A 14,880-nucleotide genomic window follows, 5' to 3' on the forward strand; every position below is an offset into this window, starting at 1 on the left:
CGCCCATCACATCTTCTCCCGATATTGAGCGGGAAGCCCTTTCTGCAAACATACTAGACGATTGGGTGCGAGAGTAAAGCCCATTGCCTGAAAGAGTTGGATACTGAGCTGCACCCGTGATGCCTAAGGAGGCCCTGCTTTCTTCTATACGAGCAGACGCTGCTTGCACATCAAGGTTCTGAGATGCAACCCGTTCCACCAAACTATTTAATAGTGGATCATTAAAAGCCTTCCACCATTCCACATCCAAATGCGCAGCAGTAAGATTGCTTTTCTCAGCAAGACTTCCAGAAAATAGCGTAGTGGACTGAACTTGTTGACTTGACCATTCCTTGGGAGACCACACAACAGGGCTTTTATAGTCTGGCCCCACAGCGCACCCCGCAACAAAAATCACACAAATACCTAGTGCTGATCTCACCTCTCTTGGTAGAGATCTCCGTTTTTCTTTCATCCCAACGCTTCCAACTTGATAGCCCATACGCATAATCTATGGAGTAAAAACCGTAAAACCCGGCAAAATAAAAAACAATATTTTTTTCTTCCCCTACTCATTCTCAGGAAATTGCCTTGGTTGTAAAGTAATCACCAATAATTACCAATACTGCCTTTTGAACCAATACTCCAACTTTCTGCAAAGCGCCCACCCTGTCCATTTCGAAGATAATCGTATTTTATTAAAATGTTATTTTTCCTCTTGCACTTTTCACCAAGAAAATGTACCACCAGCAGAAATAATCGTATTGAGATCAACGCTGCTGTAGCTCAGTGGTAGAGCACTCCCTTGGTAAGGGAGAGGTCGACAGTTCAATCCTGTCCAGCAGCACCAGCATAAAATCTAGAGTTTTTTGGTTTCACGTTCACAATAATTTCTTCGAAAACTATGCCAGCTGGCCTAGTTTTTTGTTACCTCACTCCCCACCCTATTCTCTGCCCAGCCAAAGTCACCGGCGAACCAGTTTACGACTCGGTATGGCCACACGAGCCAGGAGCCTTCCTTGGGTGGTTTGGTATGGCTGGCAATGAAGTTACACACAATCACAACCAAAGCAGCGTAGAGCGAGATATCGGTGGGGATTAAGTCCATGTTCCCACTCACCAGAGCGGCCATAATAGCAACCAGATAGGTCGTGGCAGTTTTAGAGGGTTTCATAGTTTAACTTTCATAGGTGTGAGTTTGATATCGTGAACTAACAAAAATCAGAGAATATGTTAGTTAAGCCACAATGGCCGCTGCGAAGTGGGGAATGTTGATTTGTGGATTGGCCTTACCGAGTGCTGTGTTGTAGACCTGCTTGTGATAGATGCTGAGGGCTGCGGCATCTCTGGCATCAGGAAGTTGGGCCTTGGCGCGTAAATAGAGGATACGACACAGGGCAGCCCCATAGGCCAGGTTGTGCATAAGTTGGCTCTCCCCTCTCCTGCCCATTCATAATGAAGGTAAGTTTGGCGACCAGATCAGGCTTGTAGTGCAGGTAATTCTGCCAGATATCCTTATGGGTTGCTGGCTCCATCTGCCACAAACCCAGAGCTGGGTCGTTAATCTGTTTCACATAACGGGCATGGCTTTCGGCCAAAGCTGTGCCGGTGACTAGGTTTATGGCTGCCTCACTGGCTAAACCAAGCGTCGCTAGAGCCGGTGTAATGATGGCGTGTTTAAGCTGGCCCACATCAAGGCCATAGTCGTTTGCTATTTTCATAGGTGTTTCCAATAAAAAAGCCCCCGTGTGGGGGCTGGTTGTTTTGCCTGATAAAGATACACTTTTACAGTAGCAGGCTGATTTCGATCTATTACGTAATACGGCCTGTAGCTATTACACTAATTTAATAAAAATCTGCGTTATTAGATAATAAGTTATTAAATCGTAATAAAAATAAACCTTATCCTATTGGATTTATCTTTATTAATATTGCTAATAATAATTGTTATCAATAACCTAAAGGATGGAGACTATTAGATGGTATGCATCCTTCTCTCTCACGATGAAACACTCCTCGTTTGCGGCGCAGAAAACCAACCTAGAGGAACGGCTACAGCACAAGGAGCTATTGCAGGGATGACAACAGGAGCAACTATTGGCGCAAGAATAGATGGATTGCCCGGAGCTGTTGTCGGAGCAGCGGCAGGCGCTGCTATTGGAGGAGCCGCTGGTTATTATGGATACAATATAGGAGCGGCCAACGCTGCCACAGGCTCTTATGGGCTTCCAGTTGGCTATAACAGTTTTTCACCTGCTGAAAGATATGTTTTCTCTGTTAGCCATGGTATACCGTTTTCTCAAGATCTCTTTAAAGAGATATTTCACTAAGTCTTAACTTTTAATGCTGAGAATTTTAATTTCGCATATGAAGTTCTCAGCATACAACAATTAAAAGAAAAAAAATGAGAAAAGCTATTACAATATGTAGGGACTACAAATACGATATGCTATTAGGATTTCTCTCCATATTTATTATTTTTTTTAATGCATTTTCTTTACAAGAAAAGTCAAACATCCCCATTTTTATTCCTCTGTTATTAACAAGCCTATTACTTTGTTATGCTGTTTTTGTATCACGGCTATATCTAATATTGATTATTCCATTCCTATTTATGTTTCTCTAATGTAAGTATTATAACAACACTACTCCTTCTTCTCCCTCTCCCGCTCGTAATCCAGCTTCTGGCGCTTGTAGTCGAAATACAATCGGATAGCACCGTGAAGGGTGGCCATAACCACGGGGCCGAGGGCAATCAGCATGACGATGATGGGATGATGGGCTTCCAACCAAGACAATTCCAGTTCCATTCATCGTAACCCCGCAACACAACGAGAAACCGCAAACATATTAATCCCAACCCAACCCGTCCCTAATGCAATACCAGGATGTACACCAGCCCCATAGATATAGATGTTCAGCGTTGCCCAGCAGGCGAGCCAGCCGGCAATAAACGCACATGTTCCCCGAAATAACAGGCTTTTTGTGCCCAGGGAAATAATCTGCAACAAGCCAACAATGAGCATTAAGGTTTGCCACATATGGTCAGGCAGGACATGGGTAAAGCCCAAATCGGGCGGCCATTCAGCCTCTGGTTTCGAGGGGCCGTAATGGGCCAGGATAGGAAAGATCATCAAAACAGAACCACCCCATAATTCTGCAAACCAGTGGTCTTTACTAAACAGGTTATGACGGTAGCCAATTAGCCATGCCCTGCAACTATCAATCAAGGTGAATATTTTCTTTCCCCTAATAAAAAAGCCCCTGTGTAGGGGCTGTTTTTTGTGGTGTCTTCACGGAAAAATCTTCAATAAATAAGGCACCTGAATAGGTGCCTTACTAAACGTAAAAAATTTATACTCAAAACTAATGATAATATTTCCAAGCAGCGCCTGCAGCACCTAAAACGCCGCCAATAAGTGCACCACCAATAGCGCCGCCGGCAATGGTACCTGGACCACCAACCAAGCCAGAGTAAGCTCCCTTACCGGCCCCTGTAATGGCGCCCCCAACTGCACCACCTACGATGGTTTGCCAAGAAAAATTTTTCCTCCCTGAAACAAAAAAAAGCTCTTCAGTAGATAATTCTCTCATGGATGATAATGACATTATTTAATACTCCCTAGAGTTACGAATTATAAATAAAAACAAAGTAAGGCAAACCTCAGTCGCCCTTTATAATCCATTTGATGCTGGCGCCAATTGCGCCAAAATGCGCACCAACAAATGCACCACCAGCAGCCGCAGCTGGTCCACCAACTGCCCCAGCAAGCCCAAAGGTAGCTGCGGACCCAGCCACACCAATACCTAAATCTTTTAGATAACCGCCAACACTACGTTTTCCCCCAGAAACAAGAATAACTTCGGTTTGTAAAAGCTCTCTCATAATAATTCTCCTTGAAACGATGTTATATCATCTTTTCTGTATTTAGGTATATCTTATTGGATTATATTTTAATATAGAAAAGATTGAAATATATAATTTCATTTTTTATGTGTTATAGTAACACTTTATTAATATTCTCCCGTTTTTAATCTCAAACCTGTAAGCTTTCTCTCCACCCTCAATTCAGCTGCTGATTAAAGTGCGGTTGTATGCGTTACGGGTGCCCGGCCTCATTGCCGAGCGCATCTGTCCAGAGTGTTCCATTGGCCCAGACGGGGATACCTGGCGTGTGATCTGCGTTTAGGGTGGAATAGCAATCTGAGCAGTAACGTTGTGTGCCTGGACGATTTGCCGAGCCCAGATTGTTATAGGGCGTTGGTGACAAAACCAGATTGTTGCCAACGTTAATATCACCCGTTGTATCCAGCTGGGCCGTTTTGACGAGCACCCCAGCACCGGATGACGTAGCGAATTTAACCGTGTTCGCACTTTCTGCCTGGATATAGGGGTGGCCCTGGCTATCACCTGAGTCAGGCATAAACGAGAACGAGCCGTTAACAATGGCAGAGCCGAGGGTAACACTGCCATCATAGTGCTGGATCACACCGCATTGGCCAGACCCACCACAGAGGGCTAACCCGCCTGTATTACCCTGCCCATTCCAGACAATGTCTCCCTCAGGGCTTGATCCGGTAAACTGGCCCTGAACCCCATCAATCAATAGACCCAAATGCAGGCTCGTATCCTGCCAGGCAGTGGTGGTTCCATCCTTGGAGAGATAACTGGCCAGACGAAAATTATGCCCGCTATCGCTCCATGCTGAATATTCGAGGCCAATACGTTTTTGTATGGCCCCGTTCTGGGCCAGGCCAACCCCCTCGTTCCCGTGGACGTAAAAGGAATTGGCACGAATGACATTATTTTTGGCCGCCTCGTTGATAACGAGGTGATCCGCAATATCGCCCGCCAGCTGCAAGTCGTAGCTGTCTGTGGTGAGCACCTCCGGATTATGGTTTTCAAACAGGGGCGTAATAGTCAGACCGTGCAGGGACACACTATGGGGACGCACTTCATGCTTGATAAACATGTCCAGCTCTTCTCCCTCAAGCTGGTGAATGGTCGAGATCGCCAGTGATCCCGCCTTGGCCCCATCATAGGCGAGGAACAGGTTACGCCCAAAGGTCTTGTTGGGCGCACCAACAAAAACCACTGGCCTTTTATAATCAGAATACCAGCTGTCATAGCTGGTTGAGGGCACCTGCCCTGCAGCCGTTGAGCCAATACCGGGAACGGCCCATCCTGTAACGTAAATATGGGTAGCATCCCACGATTTGATAAACCCGAAATAACTGCGCAGGGTTGGCAACAGCCCCTGAGCTGTGCCTGTTTCAGGGAGGGACGAGTCAATGGAGTTGGTTTGAATATACATATTGGGGTGGAGTTGGGCCATTTGGGCGGTTGTCATAGGGGTTTTGAGGGTGACACCGTCTGCTGTATAGGCGCTCACATCCAGAACCATTCTGGCCGTGGTATTATCGGCAAACTCGTAAAACCCGACCTGGTCAAAGTTAATAGAGTTCACCACAGAGGCCGCCCCGTTGCGGTAATCCACCCCTGATATGGCAGGCCTGCCCCCGGCCTCGGTGATACCGTCTGCGGTCATAATCAGGCATAAGCCGCACCCTGCGCCAAACGCCCCATAGGGCTGAGATGAGACATAAAGCCCTCGCGAGAGTTTGTTGCCTGCACTGTCTTTAAACCCGCCAATAAATGAAAGGTCGAGGCCTGCCAGCTCATCAGGTGCACCATTGGTCATTTTAATAATGCTTTCCCCCGCCCCGTTCTGAACAGTCATCTCTCCAGAGACAAAACCGCCAGGGGGAACAAATGGGGCCGGCGACTTTCCATAGGCCGTAGACATAAAAAAAGCAGCCAAGGCTGCTATAATGTAATTCTGTTTCACGCCACTCTTCCTAACCTCAAAAATTTTCTTCCTTAGCCACGCTTATTGTTGGAATATTCCCGTTGTTCCACAGGGAAACACCATCTCCCGGGTCAGTAAGGGGTAGCTCTGCCATAAAATCCTCAAACATCTGCTTGAATAGAGCACTATTCAACGAATCGCCCTTCTCCCCCTTGAGAGAGGCTACAAACTCGTCCTCGCTCCCCGTATGGCCAGTATCAAGCCAGCTCTGATAGGCCGATTTACCAGGCTCACCACGTGGGCCGCCCAATACGATAATAAATTTCCATGCGTTACTACGGCTGCCTGGAGTAACGGGTTGATACTGCCACAACCCGTTCGTGGTCTCGTTAATCACCAGGTCGTAGACCAGGGGCGCAAACCCGTTAGGGGGAACGTAGGAAGCATCGGGGTCTTTGTCTGCTATCCAGATCTGCGTTCCCCGTATCCCACGCCCCAATGATACAGGCGGACAATTGGGCCCACTGATCAGCCCCTGATCCATCACCAGGCTTTGCAGCACGACCTCACGCACCTCACCGGTATCCAAAATGAGCCGGAAACGGATACCAGAGCGCATATTCAGCGTGCCGCCGGAAATAGTAACGTAAAATGCGCCCCTGTTTTCAGGATCAGCCACAAACTCCGAGAGCACCAATTTAGGATCACCAGCTTCTGCACTGATGGCTGTAAGCTCATCGTCTCTGGCAAGCTGGTTATGAAAGTCGATCCAATACCGCCTGCTCTCCCCCGGCCCCTTACAATTCAGCAGCATCACCTGGTGGCACAATTTCCCAGGCGGCACCACAAACCAGTCCCAAGGGGATACGTCCGTAGGTGGTTTTGGCTTAAGGCAGTGGCTGTCGGGTGGTAAACAGGTTTCGTCTATTGTGACAATCTCCTGTTTGCTATTTTGATAGGGAACAATTCGGCTCATATTTTCCTCACAAAAAAAGCCCCCATGAGGGAGCTTGGAAATGTTAATTATCATTGTATTTAATGTTTACCGACGGCGATTATGTGTACCATGATGTGTGTATCTGGATAATAGTTGTGGTTGTTATCGTAGAGGCCAAATTTAACGTGATCGGCCGTAACCTCAATCAACTGTGGGTGGCAGCCACGCACGTCGTCAAACGCTGTTAGTGTTACTACCGGTGGACTAGAAAACGGCCTGGCAAACGTATAGGTATTGTTATTAGTATAGGGAAATGAGAGTGCCTCAAATACAATCTGCTGATTATAGGCCCCTATATTAACCCTATTGTCCCCGCTATCAAAATCCTTCTTATACGTTTCTGCCGTCACATAATTCCCTGGGGGCTGAGAATTTTTAGTTACATATTCACTAATTTGATGCGCCACATTTCCGTTGGTGGGAATAGCAAACAGGTGATTATTGGCTGATAATACCTGTAGATAAGCACCGGAGTTATCCGCTTCTGGAGCATTGACCATCTGAATGTTTTTGATACCAACATTCCCTCCACCCCCCTGCCCGTCTACGTAATGATTTTGCACCGTATTGCGTAAATCCGATATCTCAGACTGAACCTGGGTATGCAAATCTGAAACCGCTGACTGGATATGTGTATTTGCATAATCCTGTGTCGCAAGAAAATCTATTGTTCCGTTGAGGCGTTTCAGAAAGGGCGCATTCCCGCCTGCACTCCACCCCGTTTGGATATAGGGGGTATCACCACTCCCCAACCCATAGGAAGTTGGAAAATAAAAGGGGTGTTCTACGGCATTGTTTTCATCAAGGTCGTCCCTACGGCCTGAGTAAATGGCCTCTCCTCCTGTTGTGCTGGCTATATCAATTCTCTGCAGGCTAACAGAGGTCAGGTAGTGTTTATACACCCAACCATCCTCTACCAGATCAACCAGACCTCCATCGGGCGTAATAACTCGAACAAATTTCTCCTGGTTCCCAAATTCGCCCTCTTTTTGGATAATAGAAATATGAACAATTCCGATATCGGGGTAGTCTGTATTAGAGGTCGTTACGGGGAATGGAATTTTACTGCCATCCTCCCTACTCACCAGATAGGGCTGGCCGGCATCTGTAACACCGAGCCCTGAATAGCTGGATGATGTGAGAATATTTGCAGGCATTGACGAGAAAAATGCCCTGTAGATTTTATCGGCAACCGTATCCACCGACATGCTATCGGTGATATCCTCGTTAAGGTGATCGGTTACGATTTTTCCCAATGCGGAGGATGAAAGTGTTGCCTGGCGAAGCGCCTTGTTCTCCTGATGAGAATAGGCAATTCCCTCGATAAACCCCCTTCTCAAGTGCGCCACCTCGCCCTAAGAGCTGTGCCCATGTTTCATCACTCACCACGTTCGCTCCTGCTCCAGAGGCAAACGGTAAAAACCCATTCTTGGCCATAAAATAATCCTATTTAAGTTAGTTATTTTTAGGGAAATGCCAGTTTACGGTAACACCAGCCGGTTTTAACGGCAGGTATTCACCGATCAGCACATACTGGAGCGCTGTTGGAATAGGAGGGCCTGCAATATGAATATCAACTGCCATATCCCCCTCATCCATTTTGACCGTGTAAGCCCCACCCTGCTCCGCTGCTACGGGAGCAAGCAACGTCTGGATAATCATTACCACTGTTGGCAGGTCACCCCGCCATGAGTTGGCAATGATTTTTGCCTTGAGTAGCCCGCGGTAATAGGCATCATTCAATCCCGTAGTCAACACCAGGGGATCGCCTGGCTTCCACCACGGGGCTTCATCCCAACCCAAACCCGTAATATCATGTGAAAAATACTTCGAAACCTGCACAACAATATGACGGCTTACCCCAACCCATTGGCCAACAACGTCAAGCTGATTACCCTCTGCATTATCAATATCAAACAGTTGAGGCAGCGAGCAGAGCGTATTAAACAGATCTACAAATGGCGCTACAGAGAGTGTAACAGTGCCCATAAACCGGTTTGCAGATAAATGCTGGGAGGTAACAAGAGACGTGTAATCCTCAAGATGCTTCATCTTAACACCACAACAAAAAAGCCCCTATAAAAGGGGCTGATATTTAACAAAAAATCCAAATAATCACTCAACTATAAAACTTTCGTTAAAACATTCCTTCGGTATAACATATTTTATCATTATTTTATGGCCTTGACTCCTATAAGTATTTCTTAAATCCCCCCACTGTCCGCAGGGAAGCTTTACATGTACTGTGTTATTGTCTACCCATTGTACAGTCTGATTTTCATCAAGAAGATGGCCAATTCTCTTATTTGTTAAAGGACCATTATTTGCTGGAATGATATTATAGTCACTCATCATAATTGTATTGTCAATAAGTGCCCCAACCGTTCCTGGTGATACTTTTTCACGAGCAGGAGATAATATAAAATAATAAAAACTATCTCCTTCTCCGAATAATCCGTAATAAGATACTTTATATTTTTTATCAGGTGAAAAATTCTCATATAGAGCAGAAGTCAAGTCCACAGAAGATAAGTAGTCAATATGATCTAACCATGGAGAGAGTTTCCCTAGCCAGAAACAAAATAAACAGGATAAAATAAATACCAGTTTTCTCATACAGGATGACTTCTTTTCAGACATATACGCTACTACTTTCCAGTGAGATCATGATAGAGTTTAAAACCCATTAGGGTATTTTCTACATTAGTTTTTGGAAGGTGGGTATATGTGCTATCTAAGGCTTTACCTTCTCCAAAATTAGAAAGTTTAGCAGCATAAACATCCTGCATGCTTAATATCTCACTTTCTGATAGCCCCATAGCTGCAGAATATAAACCTATATATACCGTTGAAATATCAAGAAACTCAGGATTTGATGGTTCCAACCCACCCCACAAACGTACTAATGGTGCCAGAGCAGGGAAGGTTTGGCTGTCTCGGCTATCAATCCTCTGAAAATCCCATGGGCCGCCCGTAACAAAATTGGCAAGATTAAGAAATGTATTTCCTATTTTAAAAATATCTATCGTTGAGATTCCAGACAGACTTGCTGTAGACTTGACCTGTTCTAAAATTTTATTATTTTGGGCAATTTTCTGCCCAGCCTCTATAAACATCTGAGGGGGATACCCATTAGGATACTGCAGCAGTTTATGCTCCCCCTTTTTATTTACACTTGCGCCATATAGAGGGTTTCCATCCTTATCAAGCAATGGAATAGCTGCATTAGATCCACTATAGGTAATTTTATAGGCAACCTCTTCTTTTCTGAGATCTGTTACGGATTTATGTTCATTGATCCATCTTTGCTGAAGTTCTGGGCTGGGGTTAGTACCCCAGACATCCATATAAGCGTTGCCACGTACTTTACGTGTATCTGCAGAAACATTGATCTGCTCTTCAAAATCCTTCATCGTAGCCTGGTCGTATTGGCCAATAAAATCCTGGTTCTGTTTAATAAAGTCCTGCCACATCTGTGACTGAAGCTGCACCTTCGAAATATCCTGATACTTTGTCAAATATCCTTCAATAGAGTTTCGTGCTTCAGCGCTATGGGCTTCAATATTGCTATAGTAGTTATAGTCATAATTGCCATTTTGCAGATTAATTATCATATCAGATGCAAACTGCTGATTATAACTCCCTGAGGTATGATCAAGGGCAACACCTGTTTTGTTATACCACTGGGTATCATAAACGCCATTATTTACACCAATCACAACCAAATTTTCTCGGGCCGTAGAATAGTTATAGGCAGAAATATTGCCTCCTTTAAACTCATCAACCCTGGCATTGATCCAGTCCTTATTGTCATCTCCACCAGAAGAATACCCAAGAACCTTCGAAAAAAGACCATGCATGGCCTGTCTGGTTTGAGCACTAGCCGCAATGTTAACATAAGCCTCTCTAAAGGCCGCATTATCAGGCCTTAACTTATCGATACTCTCATTGACCAAAGATGATTGGTTAGAAGACAATGCACCGGTTGTACCCTGATAAGCCTTGACAAAATTCTCCACACGTCCGCGCAACTCTGAAGAACCAAGATAATCCGAAACACCGCTAGCATAGGTTTTCTCCCGAGCTTTGATATCATCGGCCAGTTTTCTATTAAATTCTGAATCGTAGCTATTGGCTGACCCATCGTAAGAACCGCCTTTCAGCTTAATGATATCGGCATAAACACCCTGATTATAACTATAATCAATCAGCTTGTTAAACTCATGATCATAACTGGAAGAGCCAGCCCCAATTTGGTTTGCCCAATCCCGTTCTGTAACTTTATCCCCTGCATTGGCCACCCGCCCCTGTACCACCTTCACAATCTCATCATAAACACCGTGATCGTAACTCCAGTTTGCAAGGTTGGCACGCTCTGTAGCGTAAGTACTATTCCCCGCACCAATAGCGTTTGCCCAGTTCCGTTCACTCACCTTGTCCCCATCAGTGGCCGCCCGACCCTGCACCACCTTCACAATATCATCATAAACACCATTGTTATAGCTCCAGTTGGCTAGATCAGCCTGCTCCCCAGCATAGGTACTCTGCCCACTTCCAATACGATCCGCCCAGCCACGTTCTGTAACCCTATCTCCCGCATTAGCCGCATGACCATGCACATCTTCTATGATCTTGTCATAAACACCATTGTTATAGGCAACATTTGCCAAATCACGCAGACTGTTTGTCAGGCCGTAGCTGTCATCACCCTTCATGTTATTTTTCATATTATCAATCCATGACCCATTCTGGCCATCACTGGCTGCTGTACCTGTAACAGCAAGGAATTGGTTATTGATGGCACGGCTTGTCTGGTCGTTATCAATAATGGAATTCTGCAGTGCACGCATGGTAATGGATGGGTTATTCCACATGAAATCTTTCACTGACTGATTCCAGCCAGAGTTTCTTCCTGAAGAACCAGTTCCTTGTACACGATCTTCTGTTCTGTTCAATGTGTCTGACGTATAGGCTGAATAAACAACCTGATGGCGAATATCGTTAATAGTTTTGTAACCATCACTGTTATTGCCTAAAAGATCCTGAAGATTCTTGATATCTTGCTGTTGGGCTTGATCTGAGGGATTAACACCAGAAAAATCCCGCTTCATCTGCTCTATGATATCTTTAACAGGTTGGCTATGAGCAAGAACCTTCCTGAACTCAGATAAAGACCCGGCATTCATCAGGGCTTCCCTTAAACCCGTTACAGACTGGTTCTTATCATAATCAAAAGGCAGGCCCATCTCTGCACCTGTGGGATCACGGCCAAAAACATCACGAAAAACATTTTTAATCATATCCCCTGCAGGATCAGAAACAATTGTCGTATTCACCTTGCCATTTTTCCATATGGGAGACACCATGTCCTGTAAGAGGTTCTTCATCACAACATCATTGGGATCATGCTCCTTACGGACATAATGATGGACCTTGTCATTAAAAAACGACTTCTCGTCTTTTGTCATGGCATGACCAAAAAACTGTCGCCCAAAATTGTCAGCTTTTGTGGCAAAGTCATTCTGGAACTGCTGAGAACGGTAATAACTCTCTCCATGCCCCAAAAGACCTTGAGCGGGATAACCATTGGAGCCAATAGGCGGCGGTCCAAAACCACCAATCCAGTTACTCGTAATTGAACCACCACTGTAATTTACATTAATGCCTGAATCATAAACTGATGTAGTTGTTGTAGAAATAATCAGATCTCCAGAACCACTCCCGGTAACAGAGTTAATATAATTTGCAGCTACAAATTCCAGTTTGATTGAACCTGGTTCATTGGCAAAAACTCTCAATGTCTGCTCTACCTGCTCAGCGTGGCTTAAATGCTCACTGGAAAGAGCTGTAAAAGCATCCTGTAAAGGCTTTAATGCCTGAAAATCAGAAGTAAGGGTGGTTGAACCCATAATATCCGTTGCCAGGTGGAGGAAAGCCCCTTCCACAACTTTTTGCACACTTACGTGCTGAGCTTGCGAGGCATGCTGCAAAACAGCACTTTCACCCAGAGAGGTTCCGTGAGTTACAAAATCTTCTACCGCAGAGACAAGGCCACCATAAAACTGCCTGTTATTGACAATATCACTATCGTTACGGGAAAATCTATCAATCAAGCCAGAAAGAGACTCTACAGAACCACTCATGAGAAATAACCTTCTTATAAAAAATACATCGGGCCAGCCTTCACAGGCCATAAATTAATAATGCATCTCATTAGCTTTCTATTAAATTTCAGTCCATATCATTATCTGAGATATTAATTCAAAAAATCGTTATTATTAGCTATTTGAAATAAATATTATCAGCCAACAAATCATCCTGATACAGCTCAAAACCCGATCTCTGTTGTGATACTGACCTGAGAGATATCAATAGCAGGTTTTTGTTTATAGGTTAGGGCGATTTGTTGTTGGGTTATGGCGTTTTCTGATGTGCCTAACAGAATAGAGTTAATCACATAAGCTTCCCCCCCTTTATCGGCAGATAAACTTGCTACCGGATAGAGGCGTGAGGCATAAAGCGTGGTGCCAGCAGGGTATGCGCTGATTGCCTCAGCTACAGCATTCTGGATTGATAGCCCAATGGTGCTGTTCCATTTCTGGTTAATTGTAATAGCAATTGCCACGTAAATAGCAACGCGTTCTGGCCGTGAAAAATGAACGATGCGGGTTTGGCCTGCACTATCCGTTACAGGTTCCGTAACATCGCCATAAGTGCCAACCCCCATGCCTTTGGTATTCGCAATCGTTTCTGCAATAGCCTGAGCATCACCTCCATCAATAACCAAAGCCACACTGTGAGAGGGTACGCCATTCAGAGCCCGGGTTGCAGTGTCATTCTCGTAGACTGAAACCTCCGCCACTCCTGTTATGCTCTCAAGTGCACCAACCATACCCTGAAGAATGCTTTTAGAGGCAATCATCGTGCTTTGCGCCTGGCGTTGCCGCAACTGGCCATCTGTCTCTATCGGCTTGCCCAGAGTGGCTGCCGTAGCATTGATCACCCCAGCCCAACCCCGTGTAGGAGTGTTAATGACAGTAAGGCTGCCTGGGGTCGCTGTAATGGCACCCTCCTCACTGCAGGTCGCCGTAACGACAATGAATCCTTCCAGGGGAATAGTAACCTGAGCGGGCAAACTCCACACCATATTGGTCACATTATGGCGGATTGCGCCGTTCGTAATTACGACGCCAGCATCGCCCGTAATGGTAACGTCGCATGTTGAGCGCGTAGCAACTGCTCTGGCAATGCCATTGATTTTGACCACAGAGGAAAGCCCTACCCCTTGGGCCGTTGATGGAGAAAACGCATTGTAAACCCCAACAGCAGCAGAGACCACATCGTAATATGCCCTGGCTTGAACGGCAATCCACTGCCCATCTTTGGTTGCGTTATCCAGCACAATATCAGTGCCGTAAATTTCCCTGTAGCGGCTCTGATACCAGGCCAGAACCATTTCAAACGTTGGGGCGTGAATACCTGTTATATCCACATTCAGGGCAATATCGGTTGTGTCGGGCAGGACAAACCCTACACCTAATGTTGTGTTATCCGCCATTATTCTGCCCTGACAAAACTACAGCTAGAGGCGTTACGCCATAAGCCGTGTTGATGGTGAGGTTTACGCTAATGTCTCGTATTTGTGAGGTGTCGGCCTGAAAGGCCGTAATGGCCCTAACGCCTGGAGTTGGCAGCACGCGGGCACGTAAGGCTGGTTCATACAGGGTTTGCCTGCCTTTACCCAAAACATTGAGCTGCCACGGTGTGCCCTCCTGCGTATCAAGAAACCACTCCCCCAGCCATAGGTTCAGACGGTTTTTAACCAGCTGACCAACTCCCTCGCGCTGATCGCGCCAGAAATCCCCCTCGCTATTGCCAAAACACATATCACCTTCTGCACCTTCCTTGCGAATTCTCATATTCAACCCCATGTATCACGGTCTAAAAGAAGGTCTGCCATTTTGAAGCTCCTATTTTGTAATAAAGTGCTGAATTACGGAACCAAGGTTGAGAACCCACGCCATAACAGCCAACCAAATCGCAAAAAACTTCCAGGCTGATAAACTATTCATAGCTTGAAAAACTCCTTGTACG

Annotated in this window: 17 protein-coding genes and 1 tRNA gene (1 of these 18 cut by a window edge); 2 read left to right on the plus strand and 16 right to left on the minus strand. The window is 45.6% G+C overall.

Features of this window, described 5'->3' with window-relative positions; all coding sequences use genetic code 11:
* On the minus strand, nt 1-397 hold the beginning of the coding sequence (locus JGUZn3_RS09905; RefSeq protein ID WP_238996805.1) for an efflux transporter outer membrane subunit. The gene continues 1,073 nt to the left of window position 1, outside the view; 397 of the gene's 1,470 nt are visible here — the first part of the coding sequence; it begins with the start codon at nt 395-397; the stop codon falls past the left edge of the window.
* 357 nt (nt 398-754) lie between these two features.
* Between JGUZn3_RS09905 and JGUZn3_RS09910 the strand changes: the two genes are divergently transcribed.
* Nucleotides 755-829, plus strand: a tRNA-Thr gene (locus tag JGUZn3_RS09910).
* A 66-nt stretch (nt 830-895) separates the two neighbouring features.
* Here JGUZn3_RS09910 and JGUZn3_RS09915 read toward each other — a convergent pair.
* The 3 genes from JGUZn3_RS09915 to JGUZn3_RS09920 form a co-directional block, all read right to left on the minus strand.
* Complete coding sequence (locus JGUZn3_RS09915; RefSeq protein WP_203413352.1) at nt 896-1,153, minus strand: hypothetical protein; 258 nt, start codon at nt 1,151-1,153, stop codon at nt 896-898.
* Between the two features lie 63 nt (nt 1,154-1,216).
* Nucleotides 1,217-1,402 carry a hypothetical protein gene (locus tag JGUZn3_RS12755; protein WP_338030741.1) on the minus strand — a complete coding sequence of 62 codons (186 nt, stop codon included), beginning with the start codon at nt 1,400-1,402 and terminating at the stop codon, nt 1,217-1,219.
* Entirely contained in the window at nt 1,332-1,700 is a 369-nt protein-coding gene (locus tag JGUZn3_RS09920; RefSeq protein WP_338030742.1) for a hypothetical protein, read from the minus strand. The genes JGUZn3_RS12755 and JGUZn3_RS09920 overlap by 71 nt, the downstream gene beginning before the upstream one ends.
* Before the next feature lie 258 nt (nt 1,701-1,958).
* Here JGUZn3_RS09920 and JGUZn3_RS09925 point away from each other — a divergent pair, with 258 nt between their 5' ends.
* Complete coding sequence (locus JGUZn3_RS09925; RefSeq protein ID WP_203413353.1) at nt 1,959-2,309, plus strand: hypothetical protein; 351 nt, start codon at nt 1,959-1,961, stop codon at nt 2,307-2,309.
* A 315-nt stretch (nt 2,310-2,624) separates the two neighbouring features.
* Here JGUZn3_RS09925 and JGUZn3_RS09930 read toward each other — a convergent pair whose 3' ends face one another.
* The 12 genes from JGUZn3_RS09930 to JGUZn3_RS09985 form a co-directional block, all read right to left on the minus strand.
* A complete protein-coding gene (locus JGUZn3_RS09930) occupies nt 2,625-2,789 on the minus strand; it encodes a hypothetical protein (protein ID WP_203413354.1) in 165 nt (54 codons plus the stop codon).
* Nucleotides 2,790-3,209 (minus strand): hypothetical protein, encoded by a 420-nt coding sequence (locus JGUZn3_RS09935; RefSeq protein WP_203413355.1) that lies wholly within the window; start codon nt 3,207-3,209, stop codon nt 2,790-2,792. It lies immediately after the preceding gene.
* A 136-nt stretch (nt 3,210-3,345) separates the two neighbouring features.
* Nucleotides 3,346-3,588 (minus strand): Blp family class II bacteriocin, encoded by a 243-nt coding sequence (locus JGUZn3_RS09940; protein WP_203413356.1) that lies wholly within the window; start codon nt 3,586-3,588, stop codon nt 3,346-3,348.
* 55 nt (nt 3,589-3,643) lie between these two features.
* Nucleotides 3,644-3,865 (minus strand): hypothetical protein, encoded by a 222-nt coding sequence (locus JGUZn3_RS09945; RefSeq protein WP_203413357.1) that lies wholly within the window; start codon nt 3,863-3,865, stop codon nt 3,644-3,646.
* A 214-nt stretch (nt 3,866-4,079) separates the two neighbouring features.
* The gene (locus tag JGUZn3_RS09950; RefSeq protein ID WP_203413358.1) at nt 4,080-5,828 is read right to left on the minus strand and encodes a hypothetical protein; all 1,749 of its coding nucleotides are present in this window, start codon (nt 5,826-5,828) and stop codon (nt 4,080-4,082) included.
* A 16-nt stretch (nt 5,829-5,844) separates the two neighbouring features.
* Nucleotides 5,845-6,765 (minus strand): phage fiber-tail adaptor protein, encoded by a 921-nt coding sequence (locus JGUZn3_RS09955; protein ID WP_203413359.1) that lies wholly within the window; start codon nt 6,763-6,765, stop codon nt 5,845-5,847.
* Between the two features lie 59 nt (nt 6,766-6,824).
* On the minus strand, nt 6,825-8,135 hold the full coding sequence (locus tag JGUZn3_RS09960) for a hypothetical protein (protein WP_203413360.1): 1,311 nt from the start codon (nt 8,133-8,135) through the stop codon (nt 6,825-6,827).
* Nucleotides 8,136-8,241: 106 nt separating this feature from the next.
* Nucleotides 8,242-8,838: a DUF2612 domain-containing protein gene (locus JGUZn3_RS09965; RefSeq protein ID WP_203413361.1), complete on the minus strand. Its 597-nt coding sequence runs from the start codon at nt 8,836-8,838 to the stop codon at nt 8,242-8,244.
* Nucleotides 8,839-8,901: 63 nt separating this feature from the next.
* A complete protein-coding gene (locus JGUZn3_RS09970; RefSeq protein ID WP_203413362.1) occupies nt 8,902-9,426 on the minus strand; it encodes a hypothetical protein in 525 nt (174 codons plus the stop codon).
* Nucleotides 9,427-9,434: 8 nt separating this feature from the next.
* Complete coding sequence (locus tag JGUZn3_RS09975; RefSeq protein ID WP_203413363.1) at nt 9,435-12,929, minus strand: hypothetical protein; 3,495 nt, start codon at nt 12,927-12,929, stop codon at nt 9,435-9,437.
* A 185-nt stretch (nt 12,930-13,114) separates the two neighbouring features.
* A complete protein-coding gene (locus JGUZn3_RS09980; RefSeq protein WP_203413364.1) occupies nt 13,115-14,344 on the minus strand; it encodes a baseplate J/gp47 family protein in 1,230 nt (409 codons plus the stop codon).
* Nucleotides 14,334-14,705: a hypothetical protein gene (locus tag JGUZn3_RS09985; protein WP_203413365.1), complete on the minus strand. Its 372-nt coding sequence runs from the start codon at nt 14,703-14,705 to the stop codon at nt 14,334-14,336. The genes JGUZn3_RS09980 and JGUZn3_RS09985 overlap by 11 nt, the downstream gene beginning before the upstream one ends.
* Between the last annotated feature and the right edge of the window lie 175 nt (nt 14,706-14,880).

This window comes from Entomobacter blattae, from assembly GCF_014672835.1.
In the GTDB taxonomy this organism is placed as follows: domain Bacteria; phylum Pseudomonadota; class Alphaproteobacteria; order Acetobacterales; family Acetobacteraceae; genus Entomobacter; species Entomobacter blattae.